Here is a 19,932-nt window from a genome sequence, read left to right on the forward strand (position 1 = left end):
CATCGATTATCTATGCAGCTCCATGATCCGATGCCCGTACAGCATGAATACGGACAGCACGCCGGCCAGCAGCAGATAAGCGGCCAGCACCTTCCATTTCACGGATGCGGGGGCCTCGTAGTACGTACGATAGCGCCGCAGCTCCTCCTCGATTCCGGCGAGCGCCTCGTCGATTTTCCGCACTTCCTCCGTGAGCAGGTGGGAAGGAATCGGCTTGTCGGGATCGCCGTCCTCGTACTGTACCGGCTCGTACTCCCACTCCTGGAGCAGCGCAAGCATCCGTTCGGCGAATTCGCGATCCATGCGAACCTGTTCCCGGGCCAGCTTCTCCTCATCCTGCAGGAACGGGATAAGCCTTCCCCTGCCGCCCTCCTCTTCCGCGCGCCTGGCCGTCTCGATCTGCGCGATCAGCGACTGCTTAAGCTCCCAAGTGCCGGTCAGGTTCGGCCAGCGCAGCAGCTCTCTGCGGAATTCGGCCAGCTTCCACTTCTCGTGCCCGAGCAGCCCTCCCCGGTAGCTTTCCCTGGCCCGATTCCACCAACTGAACGCGCCGATAATCAAAATAAAGATCACGATCGGACTATGCGAGATAAAAGCGTAAACCCCGAGCAGGATCAACCCGATCAGCCAAATTTTCGTCGACAGCACGGAGACGATGCGGCCTCCGTCCAGCGGGGAAACCGGAATCAAGTTAAACAGATTAATCATGGCTCCCAGGAAAACGACCAGCGCCCAGAGAGGCTCTCCCGTCCACTCGTACAGCGCGACGGCGGGCAAAAAGGAGATCAGTCCGGCCAGCGGCCCTCCGTAAGCCAAATAGGCTTCTGTAGCCGCGTCTCTGGGCATCTGTTTCATCGAGATGAACGCGCCCATAAACGGGATGAAAAACGCCGGCGACACCTCGATTCCCTTGCGCTTGGCCGCCAGGACGTGCCCCATCTCGTGAACGAAAATGAGATAGACGACCGCAACGCCGAATTTCCATCCGTACAGCGCGGCGTACGCCCCCAGGCTCACCATCATCGTGATCAGCGTGCCGCCGAATTTGGTCCACTTGAGCAGCGCAAGCACCCATTTGAACTTCGCCAACAGGAATACGCCGATTCCCATCAGCAGCGATCTGCTTTTGGATTTATCCACGTCGGACTCCCTTCGTTACCCTCAATGCGATGGATTTCTTCCTATTATCCCCTATAATACGTTCGGGGACAAAGCCTAGTTTCGTCTCGAAAATTTTCTATGCCTTTACTTGCCGGCGAAAGCTGTGCTACACTTACACGTACTTACAGGAAATGGAGGGGTTACGAGTGATTGACTTCATCCGAGTTAGAACCTTGCGCGGCTAATTGAATAGCGCTTAAGGCTCTGCCTGCGTGCAGAGGACTCTGGATAAGTCTGTCCTATAACCCTTTTATAACGGCGAACGGTACGGATATGCGCGGAACGGATGAGAGATGGCCAACGGTGCGGCTATCTGTTTTCGGGCATGTTCGTTTGCGTTGCGACGTTGGTGTAGGTACGGTTCATTCGGAACCTCTATCGTCATACGACCGCACAGGCAGAGAGATGTCTGTGTTTTTTGTTGCGTTTTTTTACGAATGGAGGAATTAACCTATGGAACGAATAGAACAAACGAGAGATAAAGCAATCGCGGTCGGGGTGCAGCTGAATCAGGCTCCGGGCTTCCGCGCCTCGATGGAGGAGCTGCGCAGCTTGGCCGAAGCCTGCGAGCTGGAGGTCGCAGGGGAAGTCACGCAGAAAGCGGAAAAAATCGTCACCGCAACCTATATGGGAAGCGGCAAGCTGAAAGAGCTGAAGGAAACGATGGCGGCTTGCGAAGCCGGGATCGCGATCTTTAACGACGAGCTGTCCCCCTCGCAAATCCGCAATCTCGAAGCGGAGCTCGATTGCCGGGTCATCGACCGGACGCTGCTGATTCTCGATATTTTCGCCAGCCGCGCGCAGACTCGGGAAGCCAAGCTGCAGGTCGAAGTCGCCAGGCTGCAATATATGCTGCCGCGTCTGGTCGGATTGCGCGAAGCTCTGGGACGTCAGGGCGGCGGCGCGGGTCTGAAAAATCGGGGCTCGGGCGAAACGAAGCTGGAGCTGGACCGCAGGCGGATCGAAGACCGGGTCGCGGCGCTGCAGGCCGATCTCGAGAAGCTGACGGCCAGACGCCAGGTACAGCGCAGCCAGCGGCGCAAAAACGAAATTCCCGTCGTCTGCCTCGTCGGCTACACGAACGCGGGCAAATCCAGCCTGATGAACGCGATTATTCGGAAGGTAGATCCGGGTTCGGACAAGGAGGTGCTGGCCAAGGATATGCTGTTCGCCACGCTGGAAACATCGGTTCGCAGCATCGCGCTGCCCAGCCGCCGCTCGTTCCTGCTGGCCGACACCGTCGGCTTCGTCAGCCAATTGCCCCACCATCTGATCAAGGCGTTCCGCTCGACGCTCGAGGAAGTCACGAACGCCGACCTGCTGCTGCATGTCGTCGACTGCTCCGATCCCGAGCGCGCCAAGCGGATCGAAGTGACGAACGGGACGCTCCGCGAGCTCGGCGCCGGGGATATCCCGTCGCTGTACGTTTACAACAAAGCGGACTTGGCGGAGGATATGAGCTATCCCGCGGAAGCGGACGGAGGCATCTGCTTGTCCGCGCGGGAAGGCGCCGGGATCGACGAGCTCCTCGGGCTGATCGGCAGCCGGATCTTCACGGACGACAAAACCTGCGAGGTGCTGATCCCGTTCGCTCAGGGACGGCTCGTCTCTTATTTCAGAGAAAACGCGGTCATCCACGCGATGAGCCACGAAGAAAACGGCACCCGGCTGGAGATGACCTGCCGGGAAGCCGATTACGAGAAGTATCGGAGCTTGTTCGCGTCCGCAAGCCCGAGCTGAACGCGATGGTTCCGACCGGGCTTGCGCGAGGCTTAGCTGATTTTGAACCGACCGGCAAGCTCCTTCATGTTGACGGACATTTGGCTTAACCGTTCCGCGGACGAAGCGATCTCGTCCATGGACGCCAGCTGCTCCTCGTTCGCGGCGGAGATGGTGCCGGCCGTCTCGGCCGACCTGGCGGAGCCCCGCTCCATCTGCTGCAGCGACGCGGCAACCTCCTGCGCGCTGGCCGACATCTGCTCGGCGGCGGCGGAGGCCTCCTCGGCCTGGTCCGCGACGCTGCGCGTCGCTTCGTAAATATGCGCGAAGGCTTCGCCCGTCTGCCGGATGGAGGCGATGCCGAGCTGCACGTCGCGCTCGCCTCTCTCCATCGATGCGCCGGCCTTCTCAATGTCGCCGACGATCGCTTCGATCAGCTCCGTCACCTGGATGGCGGATTCGTCGGAGCGTTCCGCCAGCTTGCGGATTTCGCCCGCAACGACGGAGAAGCCTTGGCCGTGCTCGCCCGCCCGGGCCGCTTCGATGGAGGCGTTCAGCGCCAGCAAATTCGTCTGCGCCGAGATTTCCCGGATCGCCAGGGAGATATCGGCGATCTGCTGCGAACGGTCGCCGAGGCGGCCGACGACTTGGCCGATCTCTCCGACCGTGCCGCTGATCGTGCTCATCCGGTCGGAGGATTGGCCGATCAGCTCGCGGCCCTCCTCGGCCCGCTTTAACGTCGACGCGGAGGCTTCGAACGTCATGCCCGCCGAATTCGCGATCCGGCCGATCCCGATCGTCATCTCTTCCATTGCCTTGGCCGTCTCTTCGATTCCCTTCGATTGCGTTTCGTTGGTCGCCGCCAATTCGGCGAGCGATTCCGATGTCTGGTGCGCCGCTCTCACCGTATCCCCGATCACGCTCGACAGCTGCGTCGAGGAGGAGGCGAGGGCGTTGGCGCTGAGCAATTGGTTGCCCGCCAGCTCTCTCAGATTGTGCGCCAGCCGGTTAAAGGCGGCGCCCAACCGGCCGATTTCGTCGCGGTTGCGAATGTTCAGCTCTTCGCCGGTCAGATCGCCCTGCGAGATTTGCTCCGCCAACCTGGTGATGCGAATGGCCGGCCGCGAAATATGCTCGCTGAACAGCACGAGCGCGATCAAGCCGCCGACCACACAGCAGACCAGCGTAATTCCGAGCGCCCACAGAATCGCCCTTTCTCCCTCGTTGTAATCCTGAACGTAGGAGCCGGCCGCAATGACCCATCCCCAATTCGGATTGATCTCGGCGTAGACGATCTTGCGGGCTTCCTTGTCGGATTCGGGCAGCGGCCAATCGTAATAGGTGAAGCCCCCGCCGGCAAGCGCGGCCGCCGTCACGTCGCGGATATAATACGTGCCGTCGGAGGTTTGCTTGTCCCATATGTTTTCGCCTTCGTTGCTCGGATGGGCCAGCAAATTGCCTTTGTCGTCCATCACATAGAAATAACCGTTTTCCCCTAAATCTATCGTTTTGTTGATCGGCCTGGTATTGTCCGCCTGCTTCGCGCCCAGCAGCAAGGTCCGCAGCGTCTCCTCGGCCTCCTCCCGCGGGAGCGAGCCCTGCCGGACGGACTCGTCCAAAGCGTTCAGCATCTCGCTTGCCATTCTTACGTTGTTTTTCAAGCCCTTCTGGATCAGGTCGGTCGTTTCTCCGGACGCTACCCGGTAAGCGACTACGCCGAGCACGAGAATCGGAACGATCAGCAGAAAGAAACAAACCGTCAACAGTTTTTTTCTAATCGTGAGCATGCGTGAATATTTCGCGTTTTTTGACATAAGACAAGCCCTCCGACCCACAAATCCTAGTTATTTTTTCCTAATCTCTCTCCATCCATAATATCAGAAGATGTATGAGCCGATTTCTCGTTTCAAGTCCGATATGGGGCAAATCTGTGAACGTTTCAACACCCGAACATATGTGCGAAAATGCGGGCGAAACTCTGCCGAACATGTTATAATTAAGGGATAGCTTGCTGATTTCGATGACTCGGGAGACTTGAAAATATGATACCGACTTACGAATTGGACGACGAACAATGGGATCGCCTCGTTCGCGACGTCGCCAAGCATTTCGGCGAGGTGACGATCAGCAGAGGCTTCCAGTATTTCAAACGGGGCAGAGTCGTAAAGCTCACCCTCCCCTCCGAGCGATTGGTGAAAACCGTCGTCGAGGGCGGAGATCTCTATCACGTCTCGATCCATCTCGATGCCTTCCCGTCAAGCCGCTGCGACTGTCCCGTCGGCTACTACTGCAAGCATATGTTCGCCTCGATTCTCCGGTACGCCGATATGCATAACCGGTCGATCCATACGCTGATCAACGCCAAATCGGTCGCGGGAGACGCCGCGCCCAAGGCCCGCTCTTCTTCCTATAACGAAGCCAAGCAGCTTGCGGCCAAGAAGGCCGCGGACGATCTCGCCCTGCTGCAGAAGCAGGCCAAAAACATCGCGGCGCTCAGCGTGAAGGAATGGCACGAGTGGTTCGCCCTGGCGACCGCGCCGCTGATGCAGAGCTCGCGGAACACGCAGTTCATCAACGACGCTCTGGCGGCGATCTACCGGCATAAGCCTTCTCTTCCGGCGGTCGTCGACGCTTTTTTCCTGCTGCACGCCCACCTCTACGTGCTCGGCAAGCTGACCCAGCAGCCGCAGGATCTGTCCGGCTACATGTATTCCTATTTGGCTTTTCACACGCATCACGCGGCCTCGGACCTGCAGGGCAAAATCGCCCAGCGCATCGTCCAGATGGCCGAAGCGGCCGCGCTCCCGGATAACGCGGCGAGGGCCAGACAGACGCTGGTCTATCTGCGAAGCGAGATGTTGGCCGAAACGAACGACAACCATTATTACTTGCAAATTTACCTGCAGGTCTGGAGGCTCTGGTTCGTTCCCCGCGCCGAAGCCTCCTCCGCCTGCGAAGACGAGATCGCCCGCATCGGCGAAGCTCCGAACGCGTCCGCCGATTCTCCCGCTTCTCTTGCCCTTAACGTTGCCCTGGCTGCGCTGCGCACGTTTCAAGGAAACGACGAAGAGGCCTGGCGGCTGCTGCGGTCGATCGACGAAAAGACGGACATTCCCGAAACGTTTTTACTGGAGCTCCTCGACTATCTCGCGCATGTCGGCAGCTGGCCCAGGCTCGCCGACTGGTTGTCGGAGGTCGCTCCGCTGCTCAATCTCCGCCGGGCCAGCAGCGTGCGCGCCTATTCCGAATATTGGGAGCTGGCCGTACGCCGGCTTCCGGAGGCCGGACCGCGGATGTGGGACTGTCTCGTCTCCTTGCTGCCGCATACCCGGGAATTATATGAAGCCAAGCTGCTGGAGACCGGGCAATGGCGCCGCTGGATGGACTTCCAGATGAGCATGGGCAGCGATCCGCTGGAGTTCCGCGTAACCGATCTTGCGCCGATCGAGAAGAACGCGCCGGAAGCGCTGCTCCCCTTCTACCACCATGCGGTCGAACGCTACGTGCTGCTTAAAAACAGGGACGGCTACAAAACGGCGGTCAAGCTGCTCAAGAGATTGGCGAAGCTGTATAAGAAGCTGAAACGGGAAGCTCGCTGGGAGGAATTCCTCGACGCGTTCGTCGGCAGACACAGCCGGCTGCGCGCGCTTCAAGAGGAGCTTCGGAAAGGAAAGCTGCTGCAATGACGATGTCCAAACCGATCGAAAGAAAAATCCGCGTGCGCGTTCTGCTCGGAGGCTACGGCGACGCTCTTATGCACGGCTACTACGTCGAAGGCTACGGCTCTGTCTCGGGAATCGCCCTGAAGCAAGCGCTGTTCGCCTGGCACGAGCCCTCCTTTTACGGGACGGAGCTGGTTGTCCATGCCCTGGAGGAGATCGAAGCCGTCGTGCTCCCGTCCGAGATGGTCGTTCCTTTCTTCGCCGAGCCGAACTTGCTTCGGCATATCGAGTGGGAATGGGACGATCGCGGCGAACGGCTGCTCGGGCTCGCCCCGCTTCTGGCCCACCGGATCGGGGAGAAAAAATACCATCCGAGCTACGAAGCCTATTTGGCGGATAAGCTGGAGTGGGCGTGGGACGAAGAGGCCTTGTCTCCGGAAGAACGGGCACTGCTGGAGGCGGCCGCGGCGGACGAAGAGTTCGCGACCGGGCTCCGGGCGGCGTTCTCCGCGGCGGTCTTCGGCCGGCAATACGGCCAGCCGACGTCGGCTGGCGATCTGCGCCGGGAATACCCGCTGCTCTTCTCGTCCAAAGACAAGCTTGTCCATGCCGGGCTGACCGAGGACGACTGGCTCGTCTCCATCGGCTGGAAGGCGGACAACGCGCCCTTCCGGCCCGCGCTGCAATTGCTGGAGCCGAACGAGCAGGCGGACGATTGGCGCTTGCGGCTCGTGCTCCAGGACAAACAGGACGAGTCGGCGACTTTCCCGGCGCGGCTGGCTGCGACCGGAGAGCTGCTCGGCACATGGCCGCGCGAATGGTCGCCGTATGTCGGACAGCGCTCGCCGCAATGGCTGGAGCGGCTGCTCGCCCTGCTGCCGGACGACCGCTTCAACGGCTCTCCCCGCGACGTATTCGCCGAGCCGCTGGACGACGAGGCCGCCTGGCGCTTCCTGACGGCGGACAGCCAGCGGCTGCTGGCGGCCGGCTGGCAGGTGCTGCTTCCCGCCTGGTGGGAGGCGGCCAGCCGGAAGAAACCCCGGCTCCGGGCCAAAGTCGGCTCCAGCGAAGGAAGCCGCGCCGGCGGGTCGCTGTTCGGACTCGACTCGCTGGTCGACTTCGACTGGAGAATCGCGATCGGCGACGTCGATCTGTCGGAGGCGGAGTTCGCCGAGCTGGTCGCCAGGGGCGCCAGGCTGGTTCGCTTCCGCGGCCAGTGGATTCAGCTCGATCCGGCGCTGCTGGCGCAAATCCGCAGGGCCATGTCCGCCGTGGACAGGCGTCAAGGTCTCTCGTTCCAGCAGGTTCTCCAGCTGCATCTGCTGGGAGGAGACGGCGAGTGGGAGCCCGGACGGGAAGAAGACGCGGAGAAGGACGCCGACCGGGAGCAGCGCATCCGGCTGGAGGTCGAGCTCAACGCGCATCTGACGAGGCTGATCGGCCAGCTGACGCAGCAGTCGGAGCAGCCCAAGCTCGCCGTGCCGACCGGGCTGCGGGCGGAGCTTCGCCCCTACCAGCAGGAAGGGTACGCCTGGCTGAGCTTCCTGCACAGATTCGGACTCGGCGCCTGTCTCGCGGACGATATGGGCCTCGGCAAGACGGTGCAGCTGATCGCTTATCTGCTGCACATTCAAGAGAGCGCGGCCGGAGGCGAGCGACCGATGCCGTCGCTGATCGTCTGCCCGACGTCCGTGCTCGGCAACTGGCAGAAGGAGATCAGCCGGTTCGCCCCTTCGCTGCAGGTGATGCTGCACTATGGGAGCAAGCGTCTGAGCGGGGAGGAATTCGTCGAAGAGGCCCGGCGCGCGGACGTCGTGCTGACCTCGTACGCGACCTGCTCCCTCGACCAGGAGACGCTCCAGGGGCTGACGTGGACCTCAATCAGCCTGGACGAAGCGCAGAACATCAAAAACGCCCAGACGAAGCAATCGGCCGTCGTGCGCAGTCTGCCGGCCAGACACCGCATCGCGCTCACCGGAACGCCGATCGAAAACCGGCTGTCCGAGCTGTGGTCGCTGTACGATTTTATCAATCCCGGCTACCTGGGCAGCTCGCGGGAGTTCGGCAGCCGCTTCGCCGCGGCGATCGAGAGGGAAAGGGACGAGCAAAGCACCGCCGAGCTGCAGAAGCTGATCAAGCCGTTTATGCTGCGGCGCAAGAAGAAGGACCCGGCCATCCAGCTCGACTTGCCGGACAAGAACGAAATGAAAACCTACGTCCATCTGACCGCCGAGCAGGGCGCGCTGTACGAGCAGACGGTGAACGAGCTGATGGAGAAGATGCAAAAGCTGGAGGGCATCGAGCGCAAAGGGGCGATTCTGGCCGCGTTGACCCGGCTGAAGCAGCTGTGCGATCACCCGCTGCTGCTGACCAAGGAAGCCGCGCCCGAAACCGCGAAGGAAGAAGCGCCGCTCGACGTCGAGGCGCTCGCCGGACGCTCCTCCAAGCTGGAGCGCCTGCTCGCCATGGTCAAGGAGCTGCGCGAAGAAGGAGACCGCTGCCTGATCTTCACCCAATACGTGGACATGGGAAATATGCTGAAGCGGATTCTCGGCCAGGAATTGCAGGAGCCCGTATTCTACCTCAACGGCAGCACGCCCAAGGCGGCCAGAGACCGGATGATCGAGCAGTTCCAGTCGACCGCGGAGCCTGGGGAGGAGGAGGAACGTCCCGGCGTGTTCGTCCTGTCGCTTAAAGCCGGCGGCGTAGGGCTGAATCTGACGGCGGCGAACCACGTCTTCCACTTCGACCGGTGGTGGAATCCGGCGGTCGAGAACCAGGCGACGGACCGCGCCTACCGGATGGGACAGACGCGCGACGTGCAGGTGCACAAGTTCATCGCGCTCGGCACGCTGGAGGAGAAAATCGACGAGATGCTGGAGAGCAAGCAGCAGCTTAGCGACAACGTCGTCTCCTCTTCCGAGGGCTGGATTACCGAGCTGTCGACGGAGGAATTGAAGGATCTGTTTACGCTGCGCCGCGATCTCGTCGGCTGACGGCCTCCCGCAAATACGAGGGGCTGTCCCCTAAGCAGAGCTGCTTGAGATGATCGATAGACAAAGAAGGGGTATATATCTCCTGGAGACTGCCTCATACGCTCCTGAAATCACCGATTAACGGGTTTACCATTCCCATTTCAGGAGCGTATAGCAGCGGAAGGAGATATATACCCCTTGCACCTTGTTCGTCGATTATCTTTATAGATGGCGATGGAGACCCGCTCTCCGAAGCAGCCTGCGCGCGACGGCGCTGCCCGCGATCATGACCAAGGAGCAGCCGAGCAGGCCGACGGCCGCCACCGTCGCTTCGTCCGCTCCGAGGCTTGCCGTCACGGAGCCGGCGGTTACGCCAAGCGCAATGCCGAGCGCCGCCGAGAGCATTCCGAGCGCTTTGCCCGCCGAGGAGCGGGAGCCGATTCCGATAACCGTCATACAAGCGACGGAAGCCAGGCCTGCGGCGATTAACAGCAAGATCATGCGATCACCCCGTCTAGTATATGAATTCCTTACTAGAATGGTCATGAACCGCGCAATCTAAACGTTCGCCCGATTATTCCTCTTCCAACTGGACCTCTCGCAAGCTTTTCAAATAATTCATAATTTGCTTCTGGGCTTTGCTCGACACCGGCGCGATAATCTCGCCGTTCCTCGTGCGCAGCTTGACGATGTTCAGAATCCCGTCGAACGTCTCCACCCGTTTCGGATGAATGAGCGTTCCCCGGTCGGTTCGAACGAATCCCGACTCTTCGAGCAGGTCCGACAGGTCTTTGACCGTCGAGATCATCTTGTATTCGTCGTCGTACGAGTAAATCGTCATCCTCCCCGCTCCGTTCGTCTGCAGATACACGATCTCCTTCACATCCAGCATTCGATGCTCCCCTTTTGAATTCAGCAATGGCAGCAGCATCCGTCCGTTTCCCCCCTTGGTGGCTTGTTGCGCATAAGTTTTTCCGGCGCGGAGATGATACATCTAAATCGCATCTAAGGCGATGAAAAGAATCGAATGTCTTGATTATAGCTTTAAATGCGATTTATGAATACAAGTTTTGAGATTTACAGTATCTTTCTACCGCTTCAATCCCTCTCGTTACTTTTCTACACTGAGAAAGAACGAATGAGAGGTGTAAACGATTGGCGAACGATATCCTGAAGCTCGTCGGCCAACGCATACGAAGCTTGCGCAAGGAACGGGGACTGTCGCAGGATCAGCTCGGGGAGAAAGGCGGCTTCCACTACTCCTACATCGGGCAGGTGGAACGCGGCGAGAAGAACGTCTCCCTGCTGAATTTGGCGAAAATCTCCGAAGCGCTGGAGGTCAGCCTGTCGCAGCTGTTCACTTACATAGACGGGGAAGAAAAACGCACCGACTCGGAGCGGGATTTGCAGGAAATCCTGTCCGCGCTGCGCTACCAGAAGCCCGACCAGGTTCGGATGGTTCGCAATGTCGTGCGGGAGATTCTGGGAGACGGCGACCAGTATTCGACGGACAAGAAGCGCTAGGACGTGTATGCATACCCGCCCCAGGACGGAACCTTCGTGCCGCCCCTCCGCACCGCATACCAAAAACCTCAAAACGGCTTTCCCGTCTCTTCCGAGTCGGGGAAGCCGTTTTGAGGTTCGTCGCAGGTTATTGCCCGGCGTGGGCGCCATCGTTCACTTCGCATAGCGCAAAATGGCCTCGGCGGCGCGTTCCCGCCTGTCCGGATCGGCGCTGCGCAGCGCCTCCTTGAGCACCGCCAGCGCTTCCGCGACCGTCTCGTCGTCGACCTTCGGCCGGTCGGCGCCAGGCGGCTGAACGCCCTGCGGAGAGAGCCAGCGGTCCAGTTGGGCCAATTGAACAGGATAAGGAAAAGATCGGATGATGCCCGAAGCGTCCAGCATGTCCCGCACGAGACCGGTCAGCTCCGAACGCGCGATCCGGTGCAGCCACGTCACGCCGCGCCGATGGCAGGCTCCGTCTTCGGGAGTATCCGACGACTCCGCGTAGAAATAATCCCCGACATCGCCCAGCATCGCCGTATCTCCGTCCGCGAACAGAATGTAATCGCCGTCCTGCACGCCGCTCGCGAACAGGTGGACTTCCTCCGCGATCCTCCGGAGCTCAGGCCCCTCATATCCGCCCGAACGAGCCAATCGATCCGCGATCTCGTCCCTGCCCGCTCCTTCCAAATCCCCGATGCCCGGATAGCCGATGCTGACGTAATTATCCTCCAGAAACGCCGGGAACCGTCCCTCGAACGCGGAATTCAGCCGTATACCGTACAGCTTCATTTTCGCCGGTGCGCCTCCTTTATCCAAACCATTGGCTAATATAGAGCATAATCAGCAAGCCCAGAATAAACGAATAAGTGGAGGAGCGCTCGAATCCGTGGCCATGGCTCTCCGGAATCAGCTCTTTATAGGAGATGAACAGCATCGCTCCCGCGGCGAAAGCCAGCCCGTAGCCGATCATGCCGCCTATGCCGCTGGCCGTAAAATAGCCGACCGCCGCCGAGACGGCTTCCATCAGTCCGGTCAGGAAAACGATGGAGAACGACCGCAGCTTGCTTACTTTCGAGTTGATCAGGAAGACGGCGAGAATCAGTCCTTCCGGCATGTTCTGGGCTCCGATCGAGATCGCCACCATCGGCCCCAGTCCTTGATTCTGGCTCGCATAGCTGAAGCCTGTGCTAAGGCCCTCGGGAATGTTGTGGATGAACAACGCGATAATGACAAGCAGCGATTTCGAATCGAACGAGCTGACCCGGCTGTCGTTCTCCACGTCGATATGGGGAATGTTCTTCTCGATCAGATCGAGCACGACCACTCCGATCAAGAGACCGAGAGTAAGGCCCAGAACGCCCGATTCGTTAATCGCCTGGGGCATCAGGCCGAACGTGGAAGCCGACACCATTATTCCCGCCGTGAAGGCGACCAGAATGTCCTTCCATCTCTCGGACAGCTTGCGGATGAAGAAAATGGGAGCGGCTCCAAGCACGGTGGCCATGGCCGAGATAAAACTTCCGAGCAAAGCGGACTCCAAATTCGAATGCTCCCTTCCTGCCGACAACGCGACTGTCTGAATTGATTCTAATTTGAATCGCCCGCCATTGCAATCGCAAATAAGGGCCATCCCCCCGGGTCAGGCCGATGAACGGCGACCTGGAAAGGGACAGCCCCTGATGGCGATTTACTCGGCCGGAACGACGCCCAGCGTGTAAATCTCGCACTTGCCGAGACGAACCCGCAGCGACTCGTCGCGATCGGACGGCGTCGCGTCTTCGCCGACGCGTTCAAGCACGTCGCTCTTGTAGAGGCGGGCGAAATCTCCCGTCATGTAGACGCTCAGCTCGCCTTCCGCCGGCTGCAGGTTGTACCAGCGCAGCATCAGATCGCCGCTGTCCTCCGCGAGCTTCATCGACGAGAAGGCGATGCCCTCGCCCTCCCAGTGCAGCGGGGCGTCGATCGCGGCCAGCCGGCCGTCGTGAACGCCGGTCTGGGCGACCGTCCACGGAACCGGGAACTGGTAGGCCAGCGCGAACGCTCCCGAGGCCGCTCCGTCCCCGGAATGGGGAATAATCGTCAGCTCTGCGGCATGCTCGCCCAGGCATTGCGCCTCCGGCGTCGGGAAGACGCCCCAGTCGCCGAGCTCGGACACCGAACGCAGCAGCGTGACGGCGATCGTATTGCGGCCGTCCCGCAGCACCTCGTATTCGTTCAGTCCGCGATTGGCGACCGTAAGCCCCCGGGAGCCGTCGCTGACGTCGGCGAACGCTTGCTGGTGCTGCGTATTGCTCGGATTTTGCCACTCCGCGGACGGTTCGTTGGGACGGACCGCCGCCTCGAAGATCGCGTCCGCGCGGTGGGAAACCGCGATAAGATCGGTCGGGAACAGCGCGCGAACGCGGTGATCCCTGGCCTGGTTGTCGAACGCCGCGCGGATGCCGACGCCCCTGCCGTCCCGCTCCAGGCTGACCACGGTGCGGATCGTCAGCGGCACGGTGTGCTCGACCCGCTGCGCCTTGCGCTCGGGGTAGTACACCGCTTCCCGCTTCTCCCGCTCGAACAGCTCGTCCGCCGAAGCCGGCACCGCCCAGTAGTGAACGATCTCGATCGAGGCGCGGTACGGCGCGTCCTCCAGCACCGTAATTTCCGCTTCCAGCCCCTTGGTCGTCAGCGGAGCTTCCCCGTCCGGCTGCTTGTACATATACTCGTTGCCGATATCGCCCGTATCCTCGTAGACGAGCAGGTCGCGATAGACGCCGCCGCTCGCCTTGTCCGTCACCGAGAGTGAGCCGTCGTCCGCGATCTCCACGCGCAGATGCTCGTTCTCCAGCACGCGATTGCTTGATACCAGCGAAGCTTCGGCCCGGACGCCGGACGCGCCGCCCGCTTCAAGCGCCGCGGAAGGCTTCGCCCAGGCGTACGCCCTGTGTCCCAGCGCGGGCACGCCGCCCGCCTGCAGCGCAAGCTTCACCCGGCGAGCCCAGTAGGGCTGGCGGAACTTGTCGTCCGGCAGGTCGTAGCCGAATTGCAGGCCCAGGTCCTCCAGCGTATGCGGGACGACCTTCCCTTCGGCATCGACGACGACGCGGCCCGCGACGTCCGCCTCGTTCATCCGCCGGATCATCTCGTCCATGGCGACGCCGTCGCGGAAGTAGATGCGCGCCGCGTCCAGCTCGACCTCGACCGTGCCCCCGCGCTCCCAGCCCGTCGTATTGAATACGACGAACGGCACGGCATCGGGTCCGTACTCGGCGAACGCCGAAGTATCGACGGCCTCCGCCAGCGACCTTGCGCTCGCGTCCACGATCGTCTCCGCGACGTGCCGGCTCTTGTCGAAGCGCGTCACCATCTCGCGATGCACCTCGTCCACGCTGCAGCCGCATATGCTGTCGTGCGGGTGGTTCTGCATCAGCGTCTTCCACGCGTACGTAAACAGATGATGCGGATAGGCCGCGCCGGCCGCCGCGGCAGCGTATGCCGCGAGCGGCTCGGCCACCTTCTCCAGCAGCGTCTGGCCGCGCTCGTTCATCTGCTTCAAATACACTCTGGCGGAAGCGGTGTTGACCAGCGTGGACCAGCCGTCCGTACGCTGGCTGCGGAGCTCGCCCCGCACGACCGACAGCTCCGACTTCAGCGCCCCCTCGAGCGAAGCCAGGTAATCCGCGAAATTCGAATGGACGAAGTCCGTATCCGGATACAGCTCCCGGGCGACGCGAATCGCCTCCGGCAGGTCGGTCTGGATCGGCTGATGGTCGCAACCGTTCATGAACAGCAGCTCTCCGGTGGACGCATATTTGCCTGCGTCCGCCAGTTTGCGCTCCCAGTAGACCTGCGCCTCAGCCGGATCGGCCGGCACCTCGTTGCCGTTGCTGTACCAGTTGGCGAACAGGATGCCGAGCACGCGCGACCCGTCCGGCCCTTCCCAGATCAGCTCGGAGAAGGACGATTCGTAATCGGAATCGGCCACCGTATTGTTGAACCCGGTAGGCTTGACGCCCCGGCCGAACACGGCGTTGCCGATGTCCGCCTGCCGCATCAATTGCGGCGCTTGCCCGATGTTGCCGAACGTGTCCGGGAAATAGCCGATTTTGGAAATTTTCCCGTAACGGCCCGCATCCCGGTGCCCGATCTGCAGGTTGCGAACGTTCGCTTCGCCGCTCGTCAGGAACGCGTCCTGAAGAATGTACCACGGCCCGATATGGATGCGGCCTTCATGGATCAGCTTCTCCAGCCGCTCCCTGCGGTCGGGACGGACCTGAAGGTAATCCTCCAAAATAATCGTCTGCCCGTCGAGGAAAAAGCTGCGGTATTCCGGCTCACGCTCCAGCGTGTCCAGCAGCGTATCCATCAGCTCGATCAGCCGGACGTGATGCTTCTCGTACGGCAAATACCATTCGCGATCCCAGTGGGTATGCGAGATGATATGCGCCGTCTTTCGATTATTGTTGTCTGTCATGACGCATGCTCCTCACCGTTTAGGCTTTGACGGTTATCTGCGCTTCCTCCGGCCGGTAGACGGACACGATCCGCCCTTCTCCGTCCGTTGCGAACAGCACCGCTCTTTCTCGTTCCAGCTTGAAGCCGTACGCAGCGCCCGTAAGCGGGTCCTTCACCCGTACGGACGTATCGAAGGCATATTCCGACACGAACACATACAGCGAGCCGTCCCGGAACTTCAACCGCCGCCCGTATACGCCGGGCAAGTCGCCTTCCAGCCACTCCAGGTCCGCCTCGTAACCGGCCGCCTTCAGCGCGTAGGCATACAGCGCCGCAATCGGCTCGACGCGATCGTTCAGCTCCACCGGCAGCGGACACCAGATGACGCGCCCTTTGCCGTACGCCGCTTCGACGACCGCATCGCCCGCCGAGCCCGAGCCGCTGTTCTCGACGGCGATCTCCTTGAATACCTGGGCGATTCTCCGATTGCCGTAGGACACCGGATAGGATGCGCCGCCGATGACCAGCCGTTCCTCGCGAACAACGTTGCTCAGCTTCCGCTGTCCGAACGCATCGGCCAGCCTTTCCGCCGGGCGCCAGTACGCGTCGATGCCCATCGGTCCCGTGAACAGCAGGGTCGCGCCGGTACGGGCGACGTAATCGAGCATCTCCGCGAACGCCTTGTCGTCGACATTGTGCGCGGACGGCATAATGACCAGCTTGGCCGGGGCGGCCTCCAGCTCGCTCAGATGGTATTCCGACACGCCGCGGAACGGCACGTTCAGCTCATAGCCGAGCACCCGCGTCAGGCGCGTCGTGGCGTCGAAGGCCAGATTACGGTTCGAAAAATCGTTGGAATAAGGGAACACGACGGCGACATCCTCCAGCTCGCGGTCCCGAAACAGTCCCTTGATCTCTTCCATAAAGCTGCCGAACCGATACGACACGTCCGCCTCCGGCTTCTCCGTGCCGTCGGCGCGCAGAGCGCCGATGTGCGATTCGTTGGCGTTGTCCATATAGAAGTTGGTGTTCCAGATCCAGTGGATCGCGCCCGCTCCGCCCGTCGAGAACGCGTAGGCGTACTTGCGCTCCAGCATGGCGCGCAGCTCTTCCTCGCTCCGCTTGGCGAAGCCTTCCGGCGTCTCCACATACATGATGCCCGTTTCCTGCACGACATTCGGCTTGTCCGCCGTCTTGGCGAAAATGCCGTCCCACAGCAGATGGTCGTTCAGCCACCAGCTGTGCACCGTCGTGTAGTCCGCCGCCTCCTGATAGAAGAACGGGGACGGCCGCTGCGCTCCGAGCGCCTCGTCCTGGCCGACCGTGACGAGCTGGTTCGGGCAGACGTCCTTGATCGCGCCGTACAGCTCCCTGGCCCAACGATTATGCATTTCCATCGAAAACAAGACGTAATCCAGCCAGCGCGTCCCGCGCTTGCCTTGATGCATATCCTGCACGTCGAAGTTGATCTCTTCCGCTTCGGGAACGGCCGCGGAGGCGAAGTCCGGCAGCTCGCCCGGGGTCATGCCCCAGCGCTCGCGCAGCGCCTCGATCGTGCCGTGCCGCTCGGCCAGCCATTCCACATAAGCCCGGCGCTCGAACGCGTCCCGGCCGGAGCGGGGACCGCTCGAGAAAATCCGCGCGGGATCGAACATCGACGGCTCGTTGATCAAATCCCAATCGACGTTCGTCGTCTCCCGATGACGGCTTGCGATCGAACGAACGAAGCGCTTCTGCGCCTCCACGCTGCGCGGGTCGAGATACGGATTCGTCCCTTCCCACGTCTCCGGCGTGAACGAGAAGAACGTAAACGTCACCTGCAGCCTGTGCTTCTTGGCCGTCATGAAGAACGCGTCGATAGAGCGCAGCGCCTCCTCCGAGGCGTGGCCGTCCACCTGCATCAGGTTGCGGTAAGCGGTCCAGATGCCGGTGCGAATCCAGTTGATGCCGGCCTTGCGCATCTGCGCCATGTCCTTGTCCCAGACGGCGACGTTGGGCAGAAACAGAAACTTGCGAGCCACGTCCGACGTCATATACGTCATGCCGACGATCGGCAGCGGCTGCCCGTCCTTCTCGAAATAATCCCTGCCGGCGCCGATCGGGCTGCCCGCTTTCAGCAGCTCCGCGTCGGCAGCCCAGAAGCCTTGGCGCAGAATGCGCTTCTCGCCGTCCGAAGCTTCGGCCTCGCACGTCACCGCGTAGTAACCGCTGTCCAGGTCGACCGGCAGCGGAATCCGCTCGTATAGAATCTCTTCGCCGATCCGAGCCGCAAGCCGGTGCTCGAATACGACATATCCGTCCCGCTCCCGTACGACGCGAATCGAGAACGTCCACTCGCGGGCCGGGCCGCCGCGTCCGAGCTTCTGCGCCTGAAGCGTCAGCAGCGGACGCTCGTGCAGCTCGTAAGAGGCGTAGTTCGGCTTGATCCACAGCTCGGTCGCGCCCGCCGCGCAGAACGACGCCCAGCGCGCCAGCGCCTCGAAGCCGCCGGCTTCGGCGAACGAACGCCCAAGCGGCTGGTTGACGAACAGCCAGCGCCCGCCGGCGAACTCGCCCCGCATGTTCTCCCACAGCACGACCGGAGCGGCCACCTCCCGCCCTTCGGACGAGACGCCCTTCACAAGCGCGTAAATAAACGCGTCCATCGGCCCCGCGGAGCCCATCTGGTGCGGCAGGTCGCTCGACTTCGTCACGTGCGGAACGAGGTTCCACGTATCCGCGACGTCGAGCAGCGCCTCGCAGCCCCCGAATAACGGCAGATCGCCCGCCGCTTCCAGCTTCGCGACAGGCTTGGATTGGACCGGCAGCGCCTCGTGAACGCGCAGCTGCCGATGATATGCGGTTTGTTCCGGTTCGATGTGCCATCCGCCGTCCGGCGCCGGTCTGACCGGTCTGCGGAACGGAGCGCCGCCCGCGCTGACCAGTCCGCCTCCCCGTTGCAGGAAAGCCAGCGTCTCCTCCCAGGCGTCCGCCGGAAAATACGGGGCGTGAAGCGTAACGAAGCTCCCTCGGTCCGCTTCCTTCAGCGCCGCCGCCAAATCCGCGGCGCCGGCAACCGTGCCGATCGCCGCCAGCCGCTCCCTCGCCTCGCTCCCGAGCGCCGCGGCGCCCGGAAACGAAGGATCGTAGAAAATTACCGTTTTAGCCATCCAGCAATCCCGCCTTCATCGACTTATAGACTAACTGAGAAAACAGACTGTTCGACCAGGCGAACCATTTCCTCGTGAACGTGTTCGGATCGTCGGCATGGAAGCCTTCGTGCATAAACCCCGTATCGGCGTCCGTCGCTTCCAATAAGGCGATCATCTCCAGTTTCTCCTCGTCCGCCTTCGCCGTCAACCCCTGCATCGACAGCGCCATATGCCAGATGTAATCCGGCGGCGTGTGCGGGCTTCCGATGCCTCTGGCCGCTTTGCCTTCATAATAGAACGGATTTTCCTTGCTCAGGGCGAAGCGCCGCGTATTTTCGTAGATCGGATCGTCCACGGTCGTGTAGCCCAGGTACGGAATCGAGATCAAGCCCGGCGTTCCCGCGTCGTCCATCAGGCAGTAATTGCCGAAGCCGTCCGTCTCGTACGCGTAGATCGGGCCGAATTCCGGATGGCGGTAGACGCCGTACAGACGAATGCCGTGATCGACCTCGCGCTCCAGCTTGGCCATCTCCTGTTCGAACGACAGATCGCGGAAGACGAATTCGGCGATTTCCCGCATCTGCCGCAGCGTGACGACGAGAAACATGTTGTCCGGAATGTTGTAGTGAAAATCGCAGGCGTCGTCGCTCGGACGGAAGCCGGACCAGACCATGCCCGTATAGTTGACCGGCATGCCCAACCCGTCGTTCATGAGCGTGTCGGTCGCTACGCCGTTGTTCCGTTCGAAGCGGTAAGGCGACTGCTCGAAATGCCGCTGCTCCCTTTTCCACAAGTCGACCGCCGTCCGCATCGCCTTCTTGAACTCGGAGTCGAAGATGTCGGCCAGCCCCGTCTCCTTCCAATAAGCGTAAGCGAGCCGCATCGAGAAGCAGATCGAGTCGAGCTCGAACTTGCGCTCCCACACCCAGGGCGACATCTCGGTGACGTCGTCGGCGTTCCAATGCCAATCGTTGTCCAGCTCGTTAAAAGCGTTGGCGTAAGGATCGATCCGGATCAATCTCATATGAAGCTTGACCAGTCCGCCGATGATTCGCTGCAGGTCGGCGTCGTCCTTGGCCAGCGGCACGTAATGGATCACCTGCTCGACGGAGTCGCGCAGCCACATGGCCGGGATGTCTCCGGTAATGACGAACGTCGTGCCGTCGTCCAGCAGCTTGGTCGTCGTCTCCAGCGTGTTCGGGAAGCAGTTGCGGAACAGCTCCGACAGCTTGGGTCGATGGGCCAGCCGGCTCTCCGCTTCGGTCAGCGCGTCCTGCACCGCACGGGGCAGCTCCAGCTTGGGCATAGCAATTTTAGGTAACCGGAATTGTTCCATGA

The 19,932-nt window shown here is 61.4% G+C and carries 13 protein-coding genes; 4 read left to right on the top strand and 9 right to left on the bottom strand.

The window, feature by feature from the left end; all coding sequences use genetic code 11:
• Nucleotides 1-6: 6 nt before the first annotated feature.
• Nucleotides 7-1,110 (bottom strand): site-2 protease family protein, encoded by a 1,104-nt coding sequence (locus ACFFT4_RS03555; protein ID WP_378045530.1) that lies wholly within the window; start codon nucleotides 1,108-1,110, stop codon nucleotides 7-9.
• 504 nt (nucleotides 1,111-1,614) lie between these two features.
• Here ACFFT4_RS03555 and hflX point away from each other — a divergent pair.
• Complete coding sequence (gene hflX, locus ACFFT4_RS03560; protein WP_378045137.1) at nucleotides 1,615-2,901, top strand: GTPase HflX; 1,287 nt, start codon at nucleotides 1,615-1,617, stop codon at nucleotides 2,899-2,901.
• Between the two features lie 32 nt (nucleotides 2,902-2,933).
• Here hflX and ACFFT4_RS03565 read toward each other — a convergent pair whose 3' ends face one another.
• The gene (locus ACFFT4_RS03565; RefSeq protein WP_378045139.1) at nucleotides 2,934-4,694 is read right to left on the bottom strand and encodes a methyl-accepting chemotaxis protein; all 1,761 of its coding nucleotides are present in this window, start codon (nucleotides 4,692-4,694) and stop codon (nucleotides 2,934-2,936) included.
• Between the two features lie 228 nt (nucleotides 4,695-4,922).
• Between ACFFT4_RS03565 and ACFFT4_RS03570 the strand changes: the two genes are divergently transcribed.
• Both ACFFT4_RS03570 and ACFFT4_RS03575 read left to right on the top strand, forming a co-directional pair.
• Nucleotides 4,923-6,566, top strand: coding sequence for an SWIM zinc finger family protein (locus ACFFT4_RS03570; protein WP_378045141.1), 1,644 nt, complete (start codon nucleotides 4,923-4,925; stop codon nucleotides 6,564-6,566).
• Nucleotides 6,563-9,538 carry a DEAD/DEAH box helicase gene (locus tag ACFFT4_RS03575; protein ID WP_378045142.1) on the top strand — a complete coding sequence of 992 codons (2,976 nt, stop codon included), beginning with the start codon at nucleotides 6,563-6,565 and terminating at the stop codon, nucleotides 9,536-9,538. Before ACFFT4_RS03570 ends, ACFFT4_RS03575 begins: the two co-directional genes overlap by 4 nt.
• Before the next feature lie 201 nt (nucleotides 9,539-9,739).
• Here ACFFT4_RS03575 and ACFFT4_RS03580 read toward each other — a convergent pair whose 3' ends face one another.
• Both ACFFT4_RS03580 and ACFFT4_RS03585 read right to left on the bottom strand, forming a co-directional pair.
• The gene (locus ACFFT4_RS03580; protein ID WP_378045144.1) at nucleotides 9,740-10,018 is read right to left on the bottom strand and encodes a hypothetical protein; all 279 of its coding nucleotides are present in this window, start codon (nucleotides 10,016-10,018) and stop codon (nucleotides 9,740-9,742) included.
• A gap of 73 nt (nucleotides 10,019-10,091) precedes the next feature.
• Nucleotides 10,092-10,448 carry a LytTR family transcriptional regulator DNA-binding domain-containing protein gene (locus ACFFT4_RS03585; RefSeq protein ID WP_378045146.1) on the bottom strand — a complete coding sequence of 119 codons (357 nt, stop codon included), beginning with the start codon at nucleotides 10,446-10,448 and terminating at the stop codon, nucleotides 10,092-10,094.
• 224 nt (nucleotides 10,449-10,672) lie between these two features.
• On the opposite strand from ACFFT4_RS03585, the gene ACFFT4_RS03590 reads away from it, so the two are divergent.
• The gene (locus tag ACFFT4_RS03590) at nucleotides 10,673-11,041 is read left to right on the top strand and encodes a helix-turn-helix domain-containing protein (protein ID WP_378045148.1); all 369 of its coding nucleotides are present in this window, start codon (nucleotides 10,673-10,675) and stop codon (nucleotides 11,039-11,041) included.
• Between the two features lie 153 nt (nucleotides 11,042-11,194).
• Here ACFFT4_RS03590 and ACFFT4_RS03595 read toward each other — a convergent pair whose 3' ends face one another.
• The 5 genes from ACFFT4_RS03595 to ACFFT4_RS03615 all read right to left on the bottom strand — a co-directional run bounded on the left by ACFFT4_RS03595 (nucleotide 11,195) and on the right by ACFFT4_RS03615 (nucleotide 19,930).
• A complete protein-coding gene (locus tag ACFFT4_RS03595) occupies nucleotides 11,195-11,812 on the bottom strand; it encodes a DUF8426 domain-containing protein (RefSeq protein ID WP_378045150.1) in 618 nt (205 codons plus the stop codon).
• 19 nt (nucleotides 11,813-11,831) lie between these two features.
• Nucleotides 11,832-12,563 (bottom strand): ZIP family metal transporter, encoded by a 732-nt coding sequence (locus ACFFT4_RS03600; protein ID WP_378045152.1) that lies wholly within the window; start codon nucleotides 12,561-12,563, stop codon nucleotides 11,832-11,834.
• Nucleotides 12,564-12,710: 147 nt separating this feature from the next.
• Entirely contained in the window at nucleotides 12,711-15,482 is a 2,772-nt protein-coding gene (locus tag ACFFT4_RS03605) for an alpha-mannosidase (RefSeq protein ID WP_378045154.1), read from the bottom strand.
• 19 nt (nucleotides 15,483-15,501) lie between these two features.
• On the bottom strand, nucleotides 15,502-18,612 hold the full coding sequence (locus tag ACFFT4_RS03610; RefSeq protein WP_378045155.1) for a beta-galactosidase: 3,111 nt from the start codon (nucleotides 18,610-18,612) through the stop codon (nucleotides 15,502-15,504).
• Complete coding sequence (locus tag ACFFT4_RS03615) at nucleotides 18,605-19,930, bottom strand: glycoside hydrolase family 125 protein (protein WP_378045157.1); 1,326 nt, start codon at nucleotides 19,928-19,930, stop codon at nucleotides 18,605-18,607. Before ACFFT4_RS03615 ends, ACFFT4_RS03610 begins: the two co-directional genes overlap by 8 nt.
• Between the last annotated feature and the right edge of the window lie 2 nt (nucleotides 19,931-19,932).

The sequence above is a fragment of the Cohnella cellulosilytica genome, assembly GCF_042431195.1.
Lineage (GTDB): Bacteria > Bacillota > Bacilli > Paenibacillales > Paenibacillaceae > Cohnella > Cohnella cellulosilytica.

What these genes read in the sequence shown, in the direction of transcription:
- ACFFT4_RS03555 (WP_378045530.1), bottom strand. Translation starts at nt 1,110, where the DNA reads ATGGGAATCGGCGTATTCCTGTTGGCGAAGTTCAAATGGGTGCTTGCG.
- hflX (WP_378045137.1), top strand. Translation starts at nt 1,615, where the DNA reads ATGGAACGAATAGAACAAACGAGAGATAAAGCAATCGCGGTCGGGGTG.
- ACFFT4_RS03565 (WP_378045139.1), bottom strand. Translation starts at nt 4,694, where the DNA reads ATGTCAAAAAACGCGAAATATTCACGCATGCTCACGATTAGAAAAAAA.
- ACFFT4_RS03570 (WP_378045141.1), top strand. Translation starts at nt 4,923, where the DNA reads ATGATACCGACTTACGAATTGGACGACGAACAATGGGATCGCCTCGTT.
- ACFFT4_RS03575 (WP_378045142.1), top strand. Translation starts at nt 6,563, where the DNA reads ATGACGATGTCCAAACCGATCGAAAGAAAAATCCGCGTGCGCGTTCTG.
- ACFFT4_RS03580 (WP_378045144.1), bottom strand. Translation starts at nt 10,018, where the DNA reads ATGATCTTGCTGTTAATCGCCGCAGGCCTGGCTTCCGTCGCTTGTATG.
- ACFFT4_RS03585 (WP_378045146.1), bottom strand. Translation starts at nt 10,448, where the DNA reads ATGCTGCTGCCATTGCTGAATTCAAAAGGGGAGCATCGAATGCTGGAT.
- ACFFT4_RS03595 (WP_378045150.1), bottom strand. Translation starts at nt 11,812, where the DNA reads ATGAAGCTGTACGGTATACGGCTGAATTCCGCGTTCGAGGGACGGTTC.
- ACFFT4_RS03605 (WP_378045154.1), bottom strand. Translation starts at nt 15,482, where the DNA reads ATGACAGACAACAATAATCGAAAGACGGCGCATATCATCTCGCATACC.
- ACFFT4_RS03610 (WP_378045155.1), bottom strand. Translation starts at nt 18,612, where the DNA reads ATGGCTAAAACGGTAATTTTCTACGATCCTTCGTTTCCGGGCGCCGCG.
- ACFFT4_RS03615 (WP_378045157.1), bottom strand. Translation starts at nt 19,930, where the DNA reads ATGGAACAATTCCGGTTACCTAAAATTGCTATGCCCAAGCTGGAGCTG.